The following is a 17,146-nucleotide window of genomic DNA, read 5'->3' on the forward strand; positions in this document are numbered from 1 at the left end:
AGGGAGTTCCAATGGTCCACTTCTCGCGCCGCCTGGCGCTCAAAAGCGCGCTTGTCTGCGCCCTCGTCAGCTTGTTGTTCAACACCGCTGCGGCTGCTGACACCGTGCTGCGCGTCTCGGCGATTCCCGACGAGGCGCCGACCGAACTGCAGCGCAAGTTCGCGCCGCTCGGCAAGTATCTCGAGAAGGAACTGGGGATGAAGGTCTCCTTCGTTCCGGTGTCCGACTACGCGGCAGTCGTCGAAGCGCTGGCCAGCGACAAGCTCGATCTGGCGTGGCTTGGCGGTTTTACCTTCGTGCAGGCCAACATCCGTACCAAGGGAACGGCCATCCCGATCGTGCAGCGCGAGGAAGACGCCAGGTTCACCTCGAAGTTCATTACCGCCGACCCGAATATCAAGACACTGGCCGACACCCGGGGCAAGGTCTTCGCCTTTGGCTCGCCGTCGTCGACTTCCGGCCACCTGATGCCGCGCTACTTCCTGATGCAGGACGGCATCAACGCCGACAGCGACTTCAAGAACGTCGCCTTCTCGGGCGCGCATGACGCGACGGTGGCTTTCGTGGCTTCGGGAAAGGCCGACGCCGGGGTGCTCAATGCGTCGGTCTGGGCGAAGCTGGTCGAGCAGCAGAAGGTCGATGCGAAGGTGCGCGTGATCGCCACGACGCCGCCGTACTTCGACTACAACTGGACCGTTCGTGGCGATCTCGATCCGGCGCTGATCAGGAAGATCGAGGCGGCTTTCCTGAAGCTTGACGCCAGTAACTCGGAGCACGCCGAGATTCTCGCCCTGCAGAGGGCCACGAAGTTCATCCCGACAAAGAAGGAGAACTACGCCGGCATCGAGCAGGCAGCGAAAGCGGCTGGCCTGCTGAAGTAGTCCGCTTGTTTCACCTGCATGACGTTGGGTTGACGCACGGCAACGGCTTCGTCGCCCTGCGCGAGGTCGCCATGGCGGTTCAGGCCGGCGAACAGCTCGCCATCGTCGGTCCTTCGGGGGCGGGCAAGACCACCCTGCTGCGCCTGATCGGTGCCGCCCTGCGTCCGAGCAGGGGGTCCATCGATCTGCACGGGGGCGATCCGTGGACGCTGTCGGCGGCCGAGCTGCGCCGCTTGCGCGCGCGCATCGGCGTGGCGCATCAGGCACCCCCGCTGCCCCCGCGGCAGCGCGTGGTGACCGCGGTTCTCGCCGGCCGCCTCGGGCAATGGCCGTGGTGGAAGGGAATCGCCTCGCTGGCTTATCCCGTCGATATCGTCGGCGCACGCGCGGCGCTGGCGCGACTCGACCTCGGCGAACGGATTTTCGATCGCTGCGACCGCCTCTCGGGCGGTCAGCTGCAGCGCGTCGGCATTGCCCGCGTGCTTTATCAGCAAGCGCAGCTGGTCCTTGCCGACGAGCCGGTCTCTGCCCTCGACCCGGCGCTGGCGCTGCACACCGTGCAGGTATTGAGCAGCGACGCCGCGGCGCGCGGGGCGACGCTGGTCGCCAGTCTGCACGCGGTCGACCTGGCGCTGTCGTGTTTTCCGCGCATCGTCGGCATGCGCGACGGGCGGATCGCTTTCGACCGCCCGGCCGCCGAGGTCGACGAAGCGCTGCTGAGCGAGCTCTACGCCACCGAAGGCGGCGGCTTGCCACTGCTCGCTGGCGAGCCGGCAACGCTTCCGTCGCCGCTCGCCGCGGGTGGGCCACGGCGCGGCACCTGCTGGCGGTGAAGCACCCCCGCGACCCGGCAGCGCCCGGGCGGGTCGCCGCTCTGCTGCTGGCGATGGTCATCCTCTGGCCGCTGGCGGTGGTCGGCGAATTTCGGCCGTGGATCCTCTTCGAAGCCCAGAACCTGCGCGTCATGGGCGGCTTTCTCGCCGCTTTTCTGCCGCCGGCAAGCGGGAGCGAGTTTCTTGCCTATTTGGGCCGCGCGACGCTCGAAACGCTGGCCATCGCCAGCGCGGGCATCGCGCTGGCCTTCGTCCTCGCCGTGCCGCTGGCCATGGCCACGACGCAGGCCCTGTCGATTTCACGCCTCGGTCCGGGAGTGGGGCGGCGCCGTGCCGAATGGCTGCGGGCGGCCCTGCGGATGTTGCTGGTCGTGCTGCGTGGCCTCCCCGAGCTGGTCTGGGCGCTGCTTTTCGTGCGCGTCTTCGGCCTTGGGCCGGCCGCCGGCGTTCTGGCGCTGGGGCTGACCTACGGCGGCATGCTCGCCAAGGTCTATGCCGAAATCCTCGAGTCTGGCGACAGCCGGCCGGCGCGGGCGCTGCTCGAAGCCGGTGGCAGCCGCCTGCAGGCGCTGTGCTACGGCCTGCTCCCTGGTGCTGCGCAGGAACTGACTTCCTATACCGTCTATCGCTGGGAGTGCGCGGTGCGTGCTTCGGTGGTCATGGGCTTTGTCGGCGCCGGCGGGCTCGGCCAGCTCATGGATCAGTCGATGCGCATGCTCAACGGTGGCGAGGCGGCCAGCATCCTGCTCACCTTCCTGCTCCTGGTGCTCGCCGCAGACGCGCTCTCCGGCCTGTTGCGCCGCCAGCTTGGCAACCCCGCTGCCCGCGCCGGTGCGCCGGCCGTCGGCCCACGGGCGCTGGCGTGGTTGCTGCTGCTCGGCAGTGCGTTGCTGGCCAGCTACGTGTGGCTTGACCTGGGGCTTGCCGCCCTGCTCAGCCGCGCGGCGCTGGCGTCGATGGCCGACTACTTTCGTGCTTTCTTCCCGCTCGATCTCTCGCCCGGCTGGTTGGCGAAAGTCGCCTGGGGGTCCCTGGAAACGGTCGCCATTTCCGCCCTGGGGACGCTGCTTGCGGCGTTAGCCGGCCTGCTCCTGGCCTTGCCGGCGTCGGGGCGCTACGGGCAGGGGCTGGAGCAGCTGACGCGTTTTCTGCTCAACGCCCTGCGCTCGGTGCCGGAACTGGTGTGGGCGACGCTGATGGCGCTGGCCGCCGGGCTTGGGCCGTTTGCCGGCATTCTGGCCTTGGCGCTGCATACCAGTGGCGTGCTCGGGCGCCTGTTCGCGGAGGCCCTGCAGAACGCGCCGCCACGGCCTCGCGACGCCCTGCTCGAAGCCGGCGCGCCGTCCGCTGCCGCGTTCCTCTACGGCACTCTGCCGGAGGTGTCGCCACAGCTCATCGCCTACTCGCTCTACCGCTGGGAAATGAACATCCGTATGGCAGCCATTCTCGGCTTCGTCGGTGCCGGTGGCCTGGGGCAACTGCTCTACGTCGAGCTGTCGCTCTTCCACTACGCGCAGGCAAGCACGGTGATCGCCGCCATGCTCGTCCTTTCGATTGCCGTTGACGCCGGTAGTGCCTGGCTGCGTCGCTGGCTGGCTGCGCCGGGCGCCTGAAGGCGTTGCCGGTGCTTGCCGGCGGCGCGGTCGCGCTTGCTGCGTTCCCGGCCGCCAAGTCATCTACACCCGGCCTACTTGGGCTGGGTGACGACGCGCAGGTAAGGCTTGAGCGTTGTCCAGCCGCTTGGATACTTGGCCCTGGCAGCTTCGTCCGACACCGACGTCGGGATGATCACGTCTTCACCCGGACGCCAGTTCACCGGCGTGGCCACCGTGTGCTTGGCGTTGAGCTGGATCGCATCGAGCGCTCGCAGGACCTCGGAAAAGTTGCGTCCGGCGCTCATCGGATAGGTCATGGTCATTTTTATCTTCTTGTCCGGACCGATCAGGAATACCGACCGAACGGTGGCGTTATCGACCGCCGTGCGCCCCGCCGCGTTGCCGCTGGCGTTGGGGTGAATCATGTCGTAGAGCTTGGCGACGACCAGTTCGGTATCGCCGATAAGCGGGTAGTTCAGCGCCGTGCCCTGGGTTTCGGCGATGTCGTCGGCCCAGCTCAGGTGATCTTCGACGCTGTCGATCGACAGGCCGATGACCTTGGTGTTGCGGCTGTCGAAATCTGGCTTGAGGCGGGCGAGATAGCCGAGCTCGGTGGTGCACACGGGGGTGAAATCCTTGGGGTGGGAAAAGAGGATGGCCCAGCTGTCACCGATCCATTCGTGGAAATGAATCGTGCCTTCGGTGGTCGGGGCAGTGAAGTCCGGCGCTTCGTCGCCTATGTGCAGGCCCATGGTTGGCTCCTTTTTGCTGTGCGTGGGAAAACAGGGGGAGGTAAACAGTGAGAATCAAGAGGTAAAGAGGGAAGCGCCAGCGTTGGCCGCCTGTGCGCTACTGCCTTTACCCCTGGTCGACTTGCCACCTTTCGATTGACCTACGGCTCTGCTCCCGAGTTCAACGGATACGCGGCCACGCGCCAGGCTTTCATGCCGCCGTCGAGGGCCACCACGTGCGGGAACCCCATCTCGCGGAGGGTGGCTGCGGCCAGAGTCGACACCTGACCCAGTTCGCAGCAGGTGAGGATGCGCCGCGTCGGGTCGGGCAGCTCCTGGTTGACCCGCAACTCGAGCTGACCGCGCGGCAGCAGGCGGGCGCCGGGAACATGGCCGCTTTCGTAGGCTTCGCGCTCGCGTACGTCGAGGACGATCAAGTCCTTGTCGGCGGCTTCGACGCGTGCCTTGAGCTCGGGCAGGGACATGAACGGCACTCGGGCAGCAGCCTCGGCGAGCAGCTGGGCGACCGACTTGCCACCGCTCATGTTGGTGCGCAGCGCCTCGGTGACATGCCTGGGCATCGACAGGTTGAGCTCGCGCATCATGTCGACGAAGGCGGCACGGTCACGCTTCTGCAGGCGCGGGTTGCTGGCGATTTCCTCGCCGATGGTCGAGCTTTGCCGGCCCTTGTAGTCGTGTGCCGGGAACACCCTGACGCTGGGCTCGAGTTTCAGCAGGCGCTGGAAGAGGCTGTCGTAGAGGGCTTCCGGATCGCCGCTGGGCAGGTCGGTGCGCCCCGTTCCGCCGATCAGCAGGGTATCGCCGGTGAACACGCAGTCCTCGATCTGCAGGCACATCGAGTCGCTGGTGTGACCGGGCGTGTGCATCACCTGCAGGCGTAGCCGCCCGAGCATCACCATTTCGCCGTCACCAATGCGCATATCGACGAAGGGCGCGGCACTCGTTCGGTACATCAGCACCGGCACGGCCAACTGTCGGGCCAGTTGCCGGGTCGCCGAGAAATGGTCGGCGTGGGTGTGGGTGTCGATCAGGTAACGGATACGCAGGCCGTCGCGGGCGGCGAGCGCCAGATAGTGGTCTATCTGACTGATTTCCGGGTCGATCAGTGCCGCCGAGCTGCTGTCGCTGCAGCCGACGAGGTAGGACTGGCAGCCGCCAGTGGCGATTTGTTCGAGAATCATTGCGTCATCCTCCTGTCTGGCCAAGGGAAGCCTCACCGCTGCGCAAGGCCGGGCAGCGCCCGGCGGGTGCTTGTGTGCCATGGTAGCGCAGCTTGGCGATGCTCGCGTGATGCAGAAAAGAAAGCGTGCGGCAGGTGTTTGGGCTACTTTGAGGTGAGGGGAATTGCGGCATTCCAATCCTGAAAGGGGAAACGGATGAAGGCGCTGTTCAGTCGTCCCGCAGGGCGATGGTCCATCGTTGCTGGTCGCGGCACCTGGCCACGGCTGCTGTGCTTGCTGGCGCTGCTGGCGATGTCGGGGCTGCCGGGCATGGCCGGCGCCGGCCCGGGCGTTGCGTCGGCTGCGCCGGTGATCGTGCTCACCGTCCAGGACGCAATCGGTCCGGCCAGCGCCGATTACGTCGTGCGCAGTCTGCAGCACGCGCGCGATCAGGGTGCGCCGCTGGTCGTCCTGCGGATCGATACGCCGGGTGGGCTGGATAGCGCGATGCGCCAGATTGTCCAGGCCATTCTAGCGTCGCCGGTGCCGGTGGTGTCCTACGTCAGTCCGCAGGGCGCGCGGGCGGCGAGCGCGGGCACCTACATCCTCTACGCCAGTCACCTTGCGGCGATGTCGCCCGCGACGACGCTGGGTGCCGCGACGCCGGTCTCCATCGGACTGCCGGGAGGCGCGCCGAATCGCCCGGAGCCGCCGCCCTCGTTGCCGGCGCCGGCAGCCGCGCCCGCTTCTAAGCCTGTTTCTGAGCCCGCTTCTAAGCCTGCTTCTGAGCCTTCTTCCAGGCCCGTTCCGGCCTCCGAACCCACTCCGGCGGCAGCACCGCTCGCCGGCGACGCGATGAAAACCAAGCAGATCAACGACGCTGCGGCGTTCATCCGCGGCCTCGCGCAGCAGCACGGTCGCAATGCCGAGTGGGCCGAGCGTGCGGTGCGCGAAGCGGTCACCCTGACCGCTTCCGAAGCCTTGCGCGAGAAGGTCATCGACGCCGTTGCCGTCGATCTTCCCGATCTGCTGAGCCAGATCGACGGTCGCAGCGTGCAGCTGCAGAGCGGCAGGCTGACGCTGGCCACGCGCGGTCTGGAGACGCTGGAGGTGCTGCCCGATGCGCGGCACCGGCTACTGTCGGTGATCGCCAACCCGAGCTTTGCGCTGATCCTGATGATGATCGGCATCTACGGCCTGATCTTCGAGTTCTCATCGCCGGGTTTCGGTGTTCCGGGCACGGTCGGCGCGATCTGCCTCTTGCTGGCCATGTTTGCGCTGCAGATGCTGCCGGTCAACTACGCCGGCCTGGCACTGATCGTGCTCGGTATCGGCTTGATGGCCGCCGAGTTACTGACGCCGACCTTTGGCGTACTCGGAGTCGGTGGCGTTGCCGCGTTCATCGCCGGTGGCCTGCTCCTTTTCGATCGTGATGTGCCGGGGTTGGGTGTGCCGCTGCCGCTGCTCTTCGGCCTGGCCGCCAGTTCCGCGGCGTTGATCCTGCTCGGCGGCAGCATGGCCCTGCGCGCACGCCGCGCACCGGTGGTCAGTGGGCGCGAGGAGATGATCGGCGCCAGCGGCGAGATCGCCTCGGTAGACGGCGACGAGGTCTGGGTACAGGTGCACGGGGAGCGCTGGCGCGTGCGCGCCAGCGGCCCGCTGCACGCGGGCCAGCACGTGCGCATCAGCGCCATCGACGGTCTGACGCTCGAAGTGCAGGCAAACGACGACTCTTCCTCAGCAAAAGGAGAAACACCATGATCTTCGAACTCAACCTGGGACTGGGCGGCGTCCTGGTGCCGATCTTGCTGATTCTGCTCATCGCCTCGCTGCGCATTCTGCGCGAGTACGAGCGCGGTGTGGTCTTCCAGCTCGGCCGTTTCTGGAAGGTCAAGGGGCCGGGACTGGTGATCGTCATCCCCGGCATTCAGCAGATGGTGCGCGTCGACCTGCGGGTGGTGACCATGGACGTCGAGCCGCAGGACGTGATCTCGCGCGACAACGTCTCGGTGAAGGTCAACGCCGTCGTCTTCTTCCGCGTCGTTGACCCGCAAAAGGCGATCATCCAGGTCGAGCAGTTCCTCATGGCCACCTCGCAGCTCGCGCAGACGACCTTGCGCGTCGTTCTCGGCAAGCACGAGCTCGACGAGATGCTGGCTGAACGCGAACGGCTTAATCTCGATGTGCAGAAGATCCTCGACGCGCAGACCGACTCGTGGGGAATCAAGGTCACCAACGTCGAGATCAAGCATATCGACCTCAACGAGTCGATGATCCGGGCCATCGCCCGCCAGGCCGAGGCCGAGCGCGAGCGGCGGGCAAAGGTGATTCACGCCGAAGGCGAAAAGGAAGCGGCAGCGGCACTGCTGGAAGCCGCGACGATGCTCGCGCAGCGTCCGGAGGCGATGCAACTGCGCTACTTGCAGACCATGACCCAGGTCGCCGGCGACCGGGCAACGACGGTGATCTTGCCTTTGCCGCTCGACCTGCTCGCCGCCTTGAAACCGCGGGCGACCGCAGATCGTTGATGGCGCCCTGGTCAGGGTGCCTTGTCGGCCAGCAGGAAGTCGACCGCCTGTCGCCACCAGGCGTCGTCGAGGCGAGAAAACCAGTCGTTATGCTCGGCGCCGGCGATGACCTCCAGTCGTTTCGGTTCGGCGAGTGCCGCGTAAAGTGCGCGCCCGAACTGGGGCGGGACGATGGTGTCGCCGGCAGCGACGGCGACCAGGACCGGGCGCCCGAACGACGCCAGGTGGGCGACGCTGTCGTAACGGTCGTGCAGCAGCCAGCGCACGGGCAGCAGCGGGTAGTGGTGAGCGGCAACCTCTTCGAGCCGGTCCCACGGCGTGATCAGCAAGAGGCCATCGACCCTCTCCCGCTGGGCGGCGCTGGCGGCTGCTGCCACGCCGGCACCCAGCGATTCGCCAATGACCAGCAGCGGTCCACCGTAGCTGCGCTGGGCGAGAGCAATCGTCTGTTCGGCGTCGGCGACCAGGCTCTTCTCGCCCAGGTCGCCGCTGCGCGGGCCGTAAGCCGGATACTCGGCGAGAATGACGCGCAGACCGAGCCGCTTCAGTGCGCCGACGTAGAACCGACGGTGGCCGGCATGGCCGGCGTTGCCGTGGAAAATGATCGCCGTGGCGCGCACCGCGCCGTCGGGTTCGGCGAGCAGGCCGCGGAAGTCGGACGCCGTCGGCCACGGCGACAGGCCGCCGGACGCGCGCTCCATGTCGGCGACGCTGGCCCGCTCGGGGAAGTAGAGGAGCTGGTCCTGGAACATGCTGATTCCTGCCAAAACAATCAGATAGACGAGTAGCACCATGCGCGCAGTACGCACGATACGCACCAGCGGCAAGGCGGCATCGCCTTGCGCACGCCTGTCGCCAGGCGATCCGGCGGGCGGCAGCGACGAAGCGGCCAGCGCGGGCTTACTTCCTGCCGACAAGGCGGGGGTCTTCGAAGAGCGAGGCGATCTCAACCCTGGCAATCTCCGGGTGGTCGGGAACGACGTAGAGAATCGGTGTGATCAGCTCCTCGAAGATGCCGCGCAGGCTGCGCGCGCCGGTCTTGTACTCGATGGCAATTTCGGCGATCTGCTCGAAGACCTTGGGGCCGATGCGCAGGTCGACGCCTTCGCCACGAAAGATCTCGATGTACTGGCGATAGATGGAGTTCTTCGGCACGCTCATGATACGCACCAGCATCGCCTTGCTCAGCTGATGCAGGTTGGCGATCACCGGCAGGCGACCGGTGAACTCGGGAATCAGGCCGAACTCGAAGAGGTCGGTCGGCTTCACCCGCTTGTTCAGGCGATCGAGGATGTTCTGGTTGTCGTCGGCCGAGGTGGCGATGAATCCGAAGCCATGGGTCTTGGCCATGATGCTCTCGATGCCGACAAAGGCGCCGCCGCAGATGAACAGCACATTGCTGGTGTCGAGGTACTGATTGTCCTTGAGCTTGACCGGCGAACCTTCCATGATCTTCAGCAGCGCGTGCTGCACGCTTTCGCCGGAGATCGCCCCGGACTGGGCGTTGGTCGCTTTCAGCTTGTCGATTTCATCGATGAAGACGATGCCGCGCTGGGCATTCTCGATGTTGCCGTCAGCCCTGTCCAGCAGCCGCTGCAGGATGGCCTCGATTTCTTCATTGACGTACTTGGTCTGGGCCAGCGAAGTCGCGTCGGCGGTGACGAAGGGAACCTTCAGCATCCTTGACAGGGTGTCGCAGAGCAAGGTCTTGCCGGTTCCCGAAGGGCCGACGAGGAGCACATTGCTCTTGGCGATCGCGCCCTTGTCGTGCGCGAAAGTGGCGATCTTCCGATAGTGCGAGTAGACGGCCACGGCGAGGACCTTCTTGGCGTCTTCCTGGCCGATGACGTACTGATCGAGATACTTGACGATTGCGCTGGGGGTGGTTTCTCTGGCTAGCAAGCGGGTGGTCCCAAAGTCGACGAAGGGTTGCGGCAGGCGCTCATCTTATGCCGAAACCAGTCTTGGCGCCCGGCCGGCGAAGCGGCTCCACTCAGGCGCTGCGCTGGGGCCGGATGAGCATCAGGTAGGACAGCGGCGCGAGCGCCGTGCACGTGGCTACACCCGCCGCCAGCGCCCCGCCACCGCTCGGTAGCGCGTGCCCGACGGCGATGCCGACCACGGCGGCGAGGGTCATCTGCACGCAACCCATCAGCGCCGACGCCGACCCGGCCATGGCCGGATACGGGGCCAGTGCCTTGGCAATCGCGTTCGGCATGACCAGGCCGGTGGCCACGGTACAGAAGAACATCGGCGCGAGAATGGCGGCAATGCTGTTTGCTCCCGAGAACTCCAGGGCCGCCATGCTCGCGCCGGCGACAGCGCCGAGGCAGGCGCCGAAAGCGAGCAAGGTATCGCCACCGAAGCGCTTGACCAGTCGGCCGGAAGCGAGAGAGCCGACGACATAGCCGGCGACGACCAGTCCGAAACTCATCCCGTAGACCTCCGGCGTCAGGCCGTATCTCTCGCTGAGCACGAACGACGACGCCGAGATGAAGGCGAACAGCGCGCTGTAGGAAAAGGAAAAGGTGAGGACGTAGCCAAGGTAGCTGCGGTTGGCGAGCAGCAGGCGGAAGTTGGCGAGGAGCTGACGGGGATGCGTCGCTCGCGGGTTGCGCTGGACGTTGCTTTCGCGGAGCAGGTGGGCGACGGCAATGACCTGGACAGCACAGACCAGGAGCAGGATGACGAAGTTCGATTGCCAGCCGAAGAGTACCGTCAGAAAGCCGCCCAGCGTCGGCCCGAGCAGCGGCGCGATGGCCATCGCGCCGCCCATGTAGGCGATGATGCGTGCCGACTCGGCGGCCCCCCAGACGTCGCGGACGACGGCACGGCCGAGGACCGGTCCGGCGCAGGCGCCTATCGCCTGTACGAAGCGCGCGGCAATGAGCATCTCGATGCTCTGTGCCAGGATGCAGGCGACGGTGGCCAGGCCGTAGATGGCCAGTCCGCCGAGCATCAGCGGCCGGCGACCGAAGCGATCGGAGAGCGGTCCGTAGAACAACTGGCCGACGGCAAAACCGGCCAGGAAGACCGACAGCGTCAGCTGCACGCCGGCCGCGTCGCTGCCGAAGACGCGCGCGAGCGTCGGCAGCGCGGGCAGGTAGAGGTCGGTGGACAGGGGGCCGAGGGCGACCAGCGTCGTGAGCAGCAGCGCGAGGCCGAAAGAGGGCGCCGGGGCAGTCATTCTGCCTCGCCCGGTTGGCGCGTCATGGCGCCTGCAAGGCTGCCAGTTCCCGTTCGTCGAAGCCCGCTGCGCGGCGCGCTTCAAGGTTGAAAGGTCCGCGCAGGCGAGGCGCACGATAACGCTGCGCGAACTCGGCGTAGCAGGTCACCGGGTCCAGCCCGCGTTCTGTGCACAGCCAGCGGTACCAGCGGTTGCCGATGGCGACGTGGCCGATCTCGTCGGCGAGGATGATGGCCAGGATCGCTGCACCGCGCTGGTCGCCGACGTTTTTCAGCTTGTCGCGAATCGGCGGTGCCGCGTCGAGGCCGCGCGCTTCGAGCGTTCGCGGCACCAGCGCCAGCCGGGCCAGGACATCGTTGCTGGTCCGCTCGGCCATTTCCCAGAGGCCGTCGTGGGCGGGAAAGTCGCCGTAGGCGTAGCCCATCGCTTGCAGATGTTCGCTGAGCAGGGAGAAGTGGCGGGCCTCTTCGCCAGCGACGCCGATCCACTGGCGATAGAAGTCGGCCGGCATGGCGTCGAAGCGCCAGACGATGTCGAGCGCCAGATTGACGGCGTTGAGTTCGATGTGAGCCAGCGAATGAATCAGCGCGGCACGTCCTTCGACGCTGTTCACCGGCCGCCTGGCGAGTTGCGCCGGTGGCACCAGCGCTGGCCGGGCCGCGCGGCCGGGGAGCGTCTCCACCGCCAGTCGGCACGTGTCGGGCGCGGCGACGATCTGGCCGTCGTCGCCCAGCGCAGCGGGTGGCGTCAGCACGATACTGTGGACCGCCTGGCACTTTTCGTCGGCGGCCGACAACAGCAGCGCGTCGAGCGCGAGCTGCCGCAGGGTCAAGGCGCAGTTCCCGGCGGTGCTTCCTGCGGTGAGGCAATGAAGCCGTAGCGTTGCGGAACTTCACAGCGGCGCACCGTCCGCACGGGAAGGCGTTGCTCTTGCCAGACGAGGGTCAGCGCGCCGACCTCGCCAGGCTCTCGCGCGATGGCCGCGAGCAGGGCGTCGTCGTCGGCGACGGCGCCGTCCGCCAGGCGCAGGCAGGGGAGCAGGGCCGGCAGGTCGCGGTCGCAGAGCAGCGCGATCCCGGGCGGAATTTCGAGCAGCAGATTGCCTTCCTCGTCGATGGCGGCGCCGCGCAGTTCGTCGACCGTCTCGCCGACCTGCGTTTCGAGGCGATTCGGCGCCGGCAGGTGCACAACCCATGGCGTGTAGTCGAGAGCGACGAAAACGCGTTGCGGGCCGTTCTGGACGAAGTAGTTGCCGTCCTCGTCGTGCGCGTACTGCCGATTGAGGAAATCGCTGAGGCCGCGATGGCTGAGCGTTTCGCCGCGCATTCGCCAGCGCCCGCGCTGGTCGAGCGACAGCCAGCCGTAGCAGGCCGGTACGTTCGGCCAGCGCAGCATGGCGCTGAAGTCAGGCGTCGGCATTGGCGGCTTGCTTCACAGGGGGCGGAAGCGGTTGCCGGACAAAGGTCTGGCAGGGCTCCGAGGTCACTTGCGCAGGCTTCACAGGAGGGCTTCGATGTCCTTGGTGATGCTCTCGGGCGCGGTCGCCGACGCGTAGCGTTCGATTACCTCGCCCTGGCGGTTGACCAGGAATTTGGTGAAGTTCCACTTGATGCCCTCGCTGCCGAGCAGGCCGGGAGCGGCCTTCTTCAGATACTGGTAGAGCGGGTGGGCGTGCTCGCCGTTGACGTCGATCTTGGCAAACATCGGGAAGGCGACACCGTAGTTTTTCTGGCAGAAGCTGGCGATTTCATCGGCTTCGCCGGGTTCCTGCGCACCGAACTGGTTGCAGGGGAAGCCCAGCACCTCGAGGCCGCGCGGGTGATAGCGCTGGTAGATGTCCTCGAGGCCTTCGTACTGCGGCGTGAAGCCGCAGTTGCTGGCCGTGTTGACGATCAGCAGAACCTTGCCGGCGTAGTCGGCAAGCGACTGAACGCCCCCTTCAAGGCGCTCGGCGGAGAACTCGTAGATTGGTGCGCTCATGGTCATCGTCTCCTGGAGAGTGGCGGAGTGGGGAAGTCTGTGGAGGAAGGGAAGTGTACCGAGAAATTGCCCCCCGTGCGTACGCCTGCCCTGCGCTGCAAAGCCCTTTGCTTGTTGCGGCCTGGGCCATCTCTTCTTACCATTGGCTGATGCGACGGACCCCGTCCGGCAACCCTGAGCAGCGAAGTCGACCGATGAACCACGCGAAAAGTGTTCCTGGTGCTGAGCGCCGAGTGCTTGTGGCGCAGCTCGTGGCGTTCGCGCTGTGGCTCGGCGGTTGCACCAGCATGGCGGAAAACGGTGAGCCAGGGCACCGCTTCGGCGAGCGCTCATGGGACAGTCTGCGTACGGAGATTCAGCTTGCCGAGCCGGCTGCGAACGAAGTGGTCGTGGTCATCAACAACAATGCCGCGCTGGGCAATCACGCCGGGATTTTCGCCGGTGAGCGCCTCAGCGATCCGGCCGGGAGCTACAAGAACGTGCGCGCCAGATCGCCCGCTTGGCAGCGAGTCAGCCTTGCCGACTACGTTGCCTATCAAATGGACGATGGCCTGAGAATACAGATCTATCGCTTTACGCTATCGGAGCAGCAGTTTTCAGACGTCGTCGCGCGTCTGCCGGAGGCCGACAGCGCGCTGCCCCTGTTCTGTGGCGCGGCGGTGCAGAACGCGCTTGCCGGCATCGGGCCTTTCGCGGGCATCGACGCGACGTGGTGGACCTCGCCGGCCGAGTTGGCGCGGCGACTCGAACCGCTGACCGACGGCGCGAAGGCCGTCGGCGTCTGCCTGTGGCCCGATGGCCTGCCTTGTTGAGGAGCAAGCATCCGGCGTCGCCGTGCCTGGCTTGAAATCGGGCGACACTGGCTCAGGCTGCCTCAGCTCGTCGCTTCTTCCTTGGCGTCCACGGCGTCGATCGGAATGCAGGAACAGAACAGGTGGCGGTCGCCATGAACGTCATCGACCCGATTGACGCTCGGCCAGAACTTGTTCTCGGCGACGTAGGGCAGCGGCAGGACGGCCTGCTGGCGGCTGTACGGTCGTTTCCAGTCACTGTCGACGATGTCGGCCTGGGTGTGCGGGGCATTCTTTAGCGGGTTGTCGTCGTTCGGCCAGTGGCCGAGTTCGATCTGGCGGATTTCCTCGCGGATGGCGATCATCGCGGCGATGAAGCGGTCGAGCTCGGCTTTCGACTCCGACTCGGTCGGCTCGACCATCATCGTTCCGGCAACCGGGAAGCTGACCGTCGGCGCGTGAAAACCGTAGTCCATCAGGCGCTTGGCGATGTCGGTCTCGGAAACGCCGGTGGCTGCCTTGAGCGGGCGGATGTCGAGGATGCATTCGTGCGCCACGCGGCCCTGGCTGCCGGTGTACAGCACCGGGTAGTGCTGGCGCAGGCGACTGGCGACGTAGTTGGCGTTGAGAATCGCGACCTGCGTTGCGCGCGTCAGTCCGCTGCCGCCCATCATGGCGATGTACATCCACGAGATCGGCAGGATTGACGCCGATCCCCAGGGGGCTGCAGCCACGGCACCCTGGCGCTGGTGTGGTCCGCTGACTGGCTGCACGCTGTGGTTGGCCATGAACGGCGCCAGATGCGCCTTGACGCCGATCGGCCCCATCCCCGGACCGCCACCCCCGTGCGGGATGCAGAAGGTCTTGTGCAGGTTCATGTGGCTGACGTCGGCGCCGATCAGGGCCGGTGAAGTCAGGCCCACCTGTGCATTGAGGTTGGCACCGTCCATGTAGACCTGGCCGCCATGGGCGTGCACGGTGGCGCAGATCTCCTGGACGGATTCCTCGAAGACGCCGTGCGTCGACGGATAGGTGATCATCAGGCAGGCGAGGGTGGCCGCGTGCTGCGCCGCCTTGGCAGCGAGGTCGCCGAGGTCGATGTTGCCCGAGTCGTCGCAATCGACGACGACCACGCGCATGCCGCACATCTGTGCCGTGGCGGGGTTGGTGCCGTGTGCCGAGCGCGGGATCAGGCAGACCTTGCGTTGCGTCTCGCCGCGGCTGGCGTGATAGCGCGCGATGGCCACCAGACCGGCGTATTCGCCCTGTGCGCCTGAATTGGGTTGCATGCAGATGGCGTCGAAACCGGTGATCACCTTGAGCCATTCCTCGAGTTCGCCAATCATCTGCAGGTAGCCTTCAGCCTGGTCGAGCGGCGCGAAGGGGTGGATGTCGGCGAACTGCGGCCAGGTGATCGGAATCATCTCGCTGGTGGCGTTGAGTTTCATGGTGCATGAGCCGAGCGAGATCATCGAGTGGTCGAGCGCCAGATCCTTGCTCTGCAGCTTCTTGAGATAGCGCAGCATCTCGTGTTCGGTATGGTGGGTGTTGAAAACCGGGTGCGTGAGGATGGCGTCGCTGCGCAGGAAGGCCGGCGGCAGGCCGGGGTCGTCGTGGCGCAGTTGCTCGTCGAGTGGTCCGAGGTCGGCGTTGATCCCGGCGAGGAGCTTGATCAGCACGCTGATGTCGGCTTGCGATGTCTTTTCATTGACCGCGATCCCGAGGATTCCGGGAGCGACCTGGCGCAGGTTGTAGCCGGCATCGAGAGCCGCCTTGTAGGCGCTCAGGGCGTGCCCGCCGAGGTCAACGCACAGGGTGTCGAAGAAATGCCGCGTCGCCACCTCGATCCCGGCACGGCGAAGGCTTTCGGCGAGGATGGCGGTCAGCCGGTGAATTCGCCTGGCGATGGTGCGCAAGCCTTGCGGGCCATGATAGACGGCGTACATGCCGGCGATGTTGGCCAGCAGGACCTGCGCGGTGCAGATGTTGGAGTTGGCCTTTTCGCGACGGATGTGCTGCTCGCGCGTCTGCAGCGCCATGCGCAGCGCCTTGTTGCCACGGCGGTCGATAGAGACGCCGATGATGCGGCCGGGCACCGAGCGCTTGTATTCGTCGCGGGTGGCGAAAAACGCCGCGTGCGGACCGCCGAAGCCGAGCGGGACGCCGAAGCGTTGCGAGGAGCCGAGGGCAATGTCGGCACCCATTTCGCCCGGCGAGCGCAGCAGGACCAGCGCCATCAGATCGGCAGCGACGGCCACGACGGCGCCGCGCGACTTGACGGCGGCGATCGGGCCGCTGAGGTCGCTGACTTCGCCGCGTTCGTTCGGATACTGGAAGAGGGCGCCAAAGACCTCCTGTTGCGCGGCCACTTCCGGCGTGCCGAAGACGAGGTCGAAGCCAAAATACTCGGCACGCGTCCTGACGACGTCAATCGTCTGCGGGAAACAGCCCGAATCGACGAAGAAGCGGTTCGATCCCGACTTGCTCACCCGGCGCGACATGCTCATTGCTTCGGCAGCGGCGGTCGCTTCGTCGAGCAGCGACGCGTTGGCCAGTTCCAGACCGGTGAGGTCGATGACCATCTGCTGGTAGTTGAGCAGCGCCTCGAGTCGACCCTGCGCGATCTCCGCCTGGTAGGGTGTGTACGCGGTATACCAGCCAGGGTTCTCCAGCACGTTGCGCAGTACGACGGCGGGGGTCAGTGTGTCGGCGTAGCCAAGGCCGATCATCGCGTGCTGGACACGGTTTCGGCCGGCCAGCGCCCGTAGCGCTGCGAGGGCTTCACGCTCGGGCCGTGGCTCGGCGAGGGCCAGCGGTGCGCGCAGGCGAATCGCTGCCGGGACCGTCTGATCGATGAGCTGCTCGAGGCTGGACACGCCGATGCTGGACAGCATGGCAACGGTTTCGCTGGCACAGGGACCGATGTGGCGAGCGACGAAATCGTCGCGCTGTTCGAGTTCGGTGAGCGTCGGGGAATCGGCGAGCTGAGAGGGTTGCTGCGCGGGCGTGGCGTCCATGGCGTTTTCCAGTGGCGATGCGATTTGCCTAGGCGGCGTCTACGAGTTGCTGGTAAGTGGCGGCATCGAGCAGCGCATCGAGGTCACCGGCAGCGGCGGGCTGCATTTTGAACAGCCAGGCAGCGTAGGCGTCTTGGTTGACCACTTCCGGGGTCTCCACGGCGGTCGGGTTGATGGCGACGATGCTTCCGGTCACCGGTGCGTAAACGTCGGATGCGGCCTTGACCGATTCGACGACGGCCACCTCCTGATCGGCGGAAAACTCGCCGCCGACGTCCGGAAGTTCGACGAAAACGAGGTCGCCAAGCAGCTCCTGAGCGTGGTCGGTGATCCCGACGGTGATCGTTCCGTCGGCTTCGACGCGGACCCATTCGTGATTCCTGGTGTACTTGAGGTCGCTGGGGGTATTCATTTCCACTCCT

16 protein-coding genes are annotated in these 17,146 nt (G+C 66.2%); 6 read left to right on the top strand and 10 right to left on the bottom strand.

The annotated features are described in order from the left end of the window. Nucleotides 1-11: 11 nt before the first annotated feature. From QZ634_RS00990 to phnE, 3 genes are read left to right on the top strand one after another with little or no spacing between them, the layout of a single operon-like run. Nucleotides 12-881, top strand: coding sequence for a putative selenate ABC transporter substrate-binding protein (locus QZ634_RS00990; RefSeq protein ID WP_291984778.1), 870 nt, complete (start codon nucleotides 12-14; stop codon nucleotides 879-881). Nucleotides 882-886: 5 nt separating this feature from the next. Next, nucleotides 887-1,714, top strand: coding sequence for an ATP-binding cassette domain-containing protein (locus tag QZ634_RS00995; protein WP_291984779.1), 828 nt, complete (start codon nucleotides 887-889; stop codon nucleotides 1,712-1,714). 53 nt (nucleotides 1,715-1,767) lie between these two features. Next, on the top strand, nucleotides 1,768-3,327 hold the full coding sequence (gene phnE, locus QZ634_RS01000; RefSeq protein ID WP_291987929.1) for a phosphonate ABC transporter, permease protein PhnE: 1,560 nt from the start codon (nucleotides 1,768-1,770) through the stop codon (nucleotides 3,325-3,327). Nucleotides 3,328-3,401: 74 nt separating this feature from the next. Here phnE and QZ634_RS01005 read toward each other — a convergent pair whose 3' ends face one another. Beyond that, a complete protein-coding gene (locus QZ634_RS01005) occupies nucleotides 3,402-4,061 on the bottom strand; it encodes a peroxiredoxin (protein ID WP_291984780.1) in 660 nt (219 codons plus the stop codon). Nucleotides 4,062-4,201: 140 nt separating this feature from the next. After that, a complete protein-coding gene (locus tag QZ634_RS01010) occupies nucleotides 4,202-5,242 on the bottom strand; it encodes an MBL fold metallo-hydrolase (RefSeq protein ID WP_291984781.1) in 1,041 nt (346 codons plus the stop codon). Between the two features lie 195 nt (nucleotides 5,243-5,437). Here QZ634_RS01010 and QZ634_RS01015 point away from each other — a divergent pair, with 195 nt between their 5' ends. Together QZ634_RS01015 and QZ634_RS01020 are read left to right on the top strand one after the other, a co-directional pair. After that, nucleotides 5,438-6,982, top strand: coding sequence for a nodulation protein NfeD (locus tag QZ634_RS01015; RefSeq protein ID WP_291984782.1), 1,545 nt, complete (start codon nucleotides 5,438-5,440; stop codon nucleotides 6,980-6,982). Beyond that, on the top strand, nucleotides 6,979-7,749 hold the full coding sequence (locus tag QZ634_RS01020; protein WP_291984783.1) for a slipin family protein: 771 nt from the start codon (nucleotides 6,979-6,981) through the stop codon (nucleotides 7,747-7,749). Before QZ634_RS01015 ends, QZ634_RS01020 begins: the two co-directional genes overlap by 4 nt. A gap of 11 nt (nucleotides 7,750-7,760) precedes the next feature. On the opposite strand, the gene QZ634_RS01025 is transcribed toward QZ634_RS01020, so the two are convergent. The 6 genes from QZ634_RS01025 to QZ634_RS01050 all read right to left on the bottom strand — a co-directional run bounded on the left by QZ634_RS01025 (nucleotide 7,761) and on the right by QZ634_RS01050 (nucleotide 12,916). Beyond that, on the bottom strand, nucleotides 7,761-8,543 hold the full coding sequence (locus QZ634_RS01025; RefSeq protein ID WP_291987931.1) for an alpha/beta hydrolase: 783 nt from the start codon (nucleotides 8,541-8,543) through the stop codon (nucleotides 7,761-7,763). A 106-nt stretch (nucleotides 8,544-8,649) separates the two neighbouring features. After that, entirely contained in the window at nucleotides 8,650-9,651 is a 1,002-nt protein-coding gene (gene clpX, locus QZ634_RS01030) for an ATP-dependent Clp protease ATP-binding subunit ClpX (RefSeq protein ID WP_291984784.1), read from the bottom strand. Nucleotides 9,652-9,742: 91 nt separating this feature from the next. Then, nucleotides 9,743-10,936 (bottom strand): multidrug effflux MFS transporter, encoded by a 1,194-nt coding sequence (locus tag QZ634_RS01035; protein WP_291984786.1) that lies wholly within the window; start codon nucleotides 10,934-10,936, stop codon nucleotides 9,743-9,745. 22 nt (nucleotides 10,937-10,958) lie between these two features. After that, nucleotides 10,959-11,768, bottom strand: coding sequence for a ferritin-like domain-containing protein (locus QZ634_RS01040; protein WP_291984788.1), 810 nt, complete (start codon nucleotides 11,766-11,768; stop codon nucleotides 10,959-10,961). Then, a complete protein-coding gene (locus QZ634_RS01045) occupies nucleotides 11,765-12,355 on the bottom strand; it encodes a DUF2946 family protein (RefSeq protein ID WP_291984790.1) in 591 nt (196 codons plus the stop codon). The genes QZ634_RS01040 and QZ634_RS01045 overlap by 4 nt, the downstream gene beginning before the upstream one ends. A gap of 78 nt (nucleotides 12,356-12,433) precedes the next feature. Then, a complete protein-coding gene (locus QZ634_RS01050; RefSeq protein ID WP_291984792.1) occupies nucleotides 12,434-12,916 on the bottom strand; it encodes a glutathione peroxidase in 483 nt (160 codons plus the stop codon). 251 nt (nucleotides 12,917-13,167) lie between these two features. Here QZ634_RS01050 and QZ634_RS01055 point away from each other — a divergent pair, with 251 nt between their 5' ends. Next, entirely contained in the window at nucleotides 13,168-13,728 is a 561-nt protein-coding gene (locus QZ634_RS01055; protein ID WP_291984794.1) for a hypothetical protein, read from the top strand. Nucleotides 13,729-13,790: 62 nt separating this feature from the next. On the opposite strand, the gene gcvP is transcribed toward QZ634_RS01055, so the two are convergent. Beyond that, nucleotides 13,791-16,724: an aminomethyl-transferring glycine dehydrogenase gene (gene gcvP, locus QZ634_RS01060; RefSeq protein WP_291984796.1), complete on the bottom strand. Its 2,934-nt coding sequence runs from the start codon at nucleotides 16,722-16,724 to the stop codon at nucleotides 13,791-13,793. Between the two features lie 28 nt (nucleotides 16,725-16,752). After that, nucleotides 16,753-17,136: a glycine cleavage system protein GcvH gene (gene gcvH / locus QZ634_RS01065; RefSeq protein WP_291984798.1), complete on the bottom strand. Its 384-nt coding sequence runs from the start codon at nucleotides 17,134-17,136 to the stop codon at nucleotides 16,753-16,755. Between the last annotated feature and the right edge of the window lie 10 nt (nucleotides 17,137-17,146).

The sequence above is a fragment of the Candidatus Accumulibacter sp. ACC007 genome (assembly GCF_907163205.1).
In the GTDB taxonomy this organism is placed as follows: domain Bacteria; phylum Pseudomonadota; class Gammaproteobacteria; order Burkholderiales; family Rhodocyclaceae; genus Accumulibacter; species Accumulibacter regalis.

Bases quoted from the DNA above. Each gene is read 5' to 3' on its own strand.
- QZ634_RS00990 (WP_291984778.1), top strand. From the start codon at position 12: ATGGTCCACTTCTCGCGCCGCCTGGCGCTCAAAAGCGCGCTTGTCTGC.
- phnE (WP_291987929.1), top strand. From the start codon at position 1,768: ATGGTCATCCTCTGGCCGCTGGCGGTGGTCGGCGAATTTCGGCCGTGG.
- QZ634_RS01005 (WP_291984780.1), bottom strand. From the start codon at position 4,061: ATGGGCCTGCACATAGGCGACGAAGCGCCGGACTTCACTGCCCCGACC.
- QZ634_RS01010 (WP_291984781.1), bottom strand. From the start codon at position 5,242: ATGATTCTCGAACAAATCGCCACTGGCGGCTGCCAGTCCTACCTCGTC.
- QZ634_RS01015 (WP_291984782.1), top strand. From the start codon at position 5,438: ATGAAGGCGCTGTTCAGTCGTCCCGCAGGGCGATGGTCCATCGTTGCT.
- QZ634_RS01020 (WP_291984783.1), top strand. From the start codon at position 6,979: ATGATCTTCGAACTCAACCTGGGACTGGGCGGCGTCCTGGTGCCGATC.
- QZ634_RS01025 (WP_291987931.1), bottom strand. From the start codon at position 8,543: ATGGTGCTACTCGTCTATCTGATTGTTTTGGCAGGAATCAGCATGTTC.
- QZ634_RS01035 (WP_291984786.1), bottom strand. From the start codon at position 10,936: ATGACTGCCCCGGCGCCCTCTTTCGGCCTCGCGCTGCTGCTCACGACG.
- QZ634_RS01045 (WP_291984790.1), bottom strand. From the start codon at position 12,355: ATGCCGACGCCTGACTTCAGCGCCATGCTGCGCTGGCCGAACGTACCG.
- QZ634_RS01050 (WP_291984792.1), bottom strand. From the start codon at position 12,916: ATGAGCGCACCAATCTACGAGTTCTCCGCCGAGCGCCTTGAAGGGGGC.
- gcvP (WP_291984796.1), bottom strand. From the start codon at position 16,724: ATGGACGCCACGCCCGCGCAGCAACCCTCTCAGCTCGCCGATTCCCCG.
- gcvH (WP_291984798.1), bottom strand. From the start codon at position 17,136: ATGAATACCCCCAGCGACCTCAAGTACACCAGGAATCACGAATGGGTC.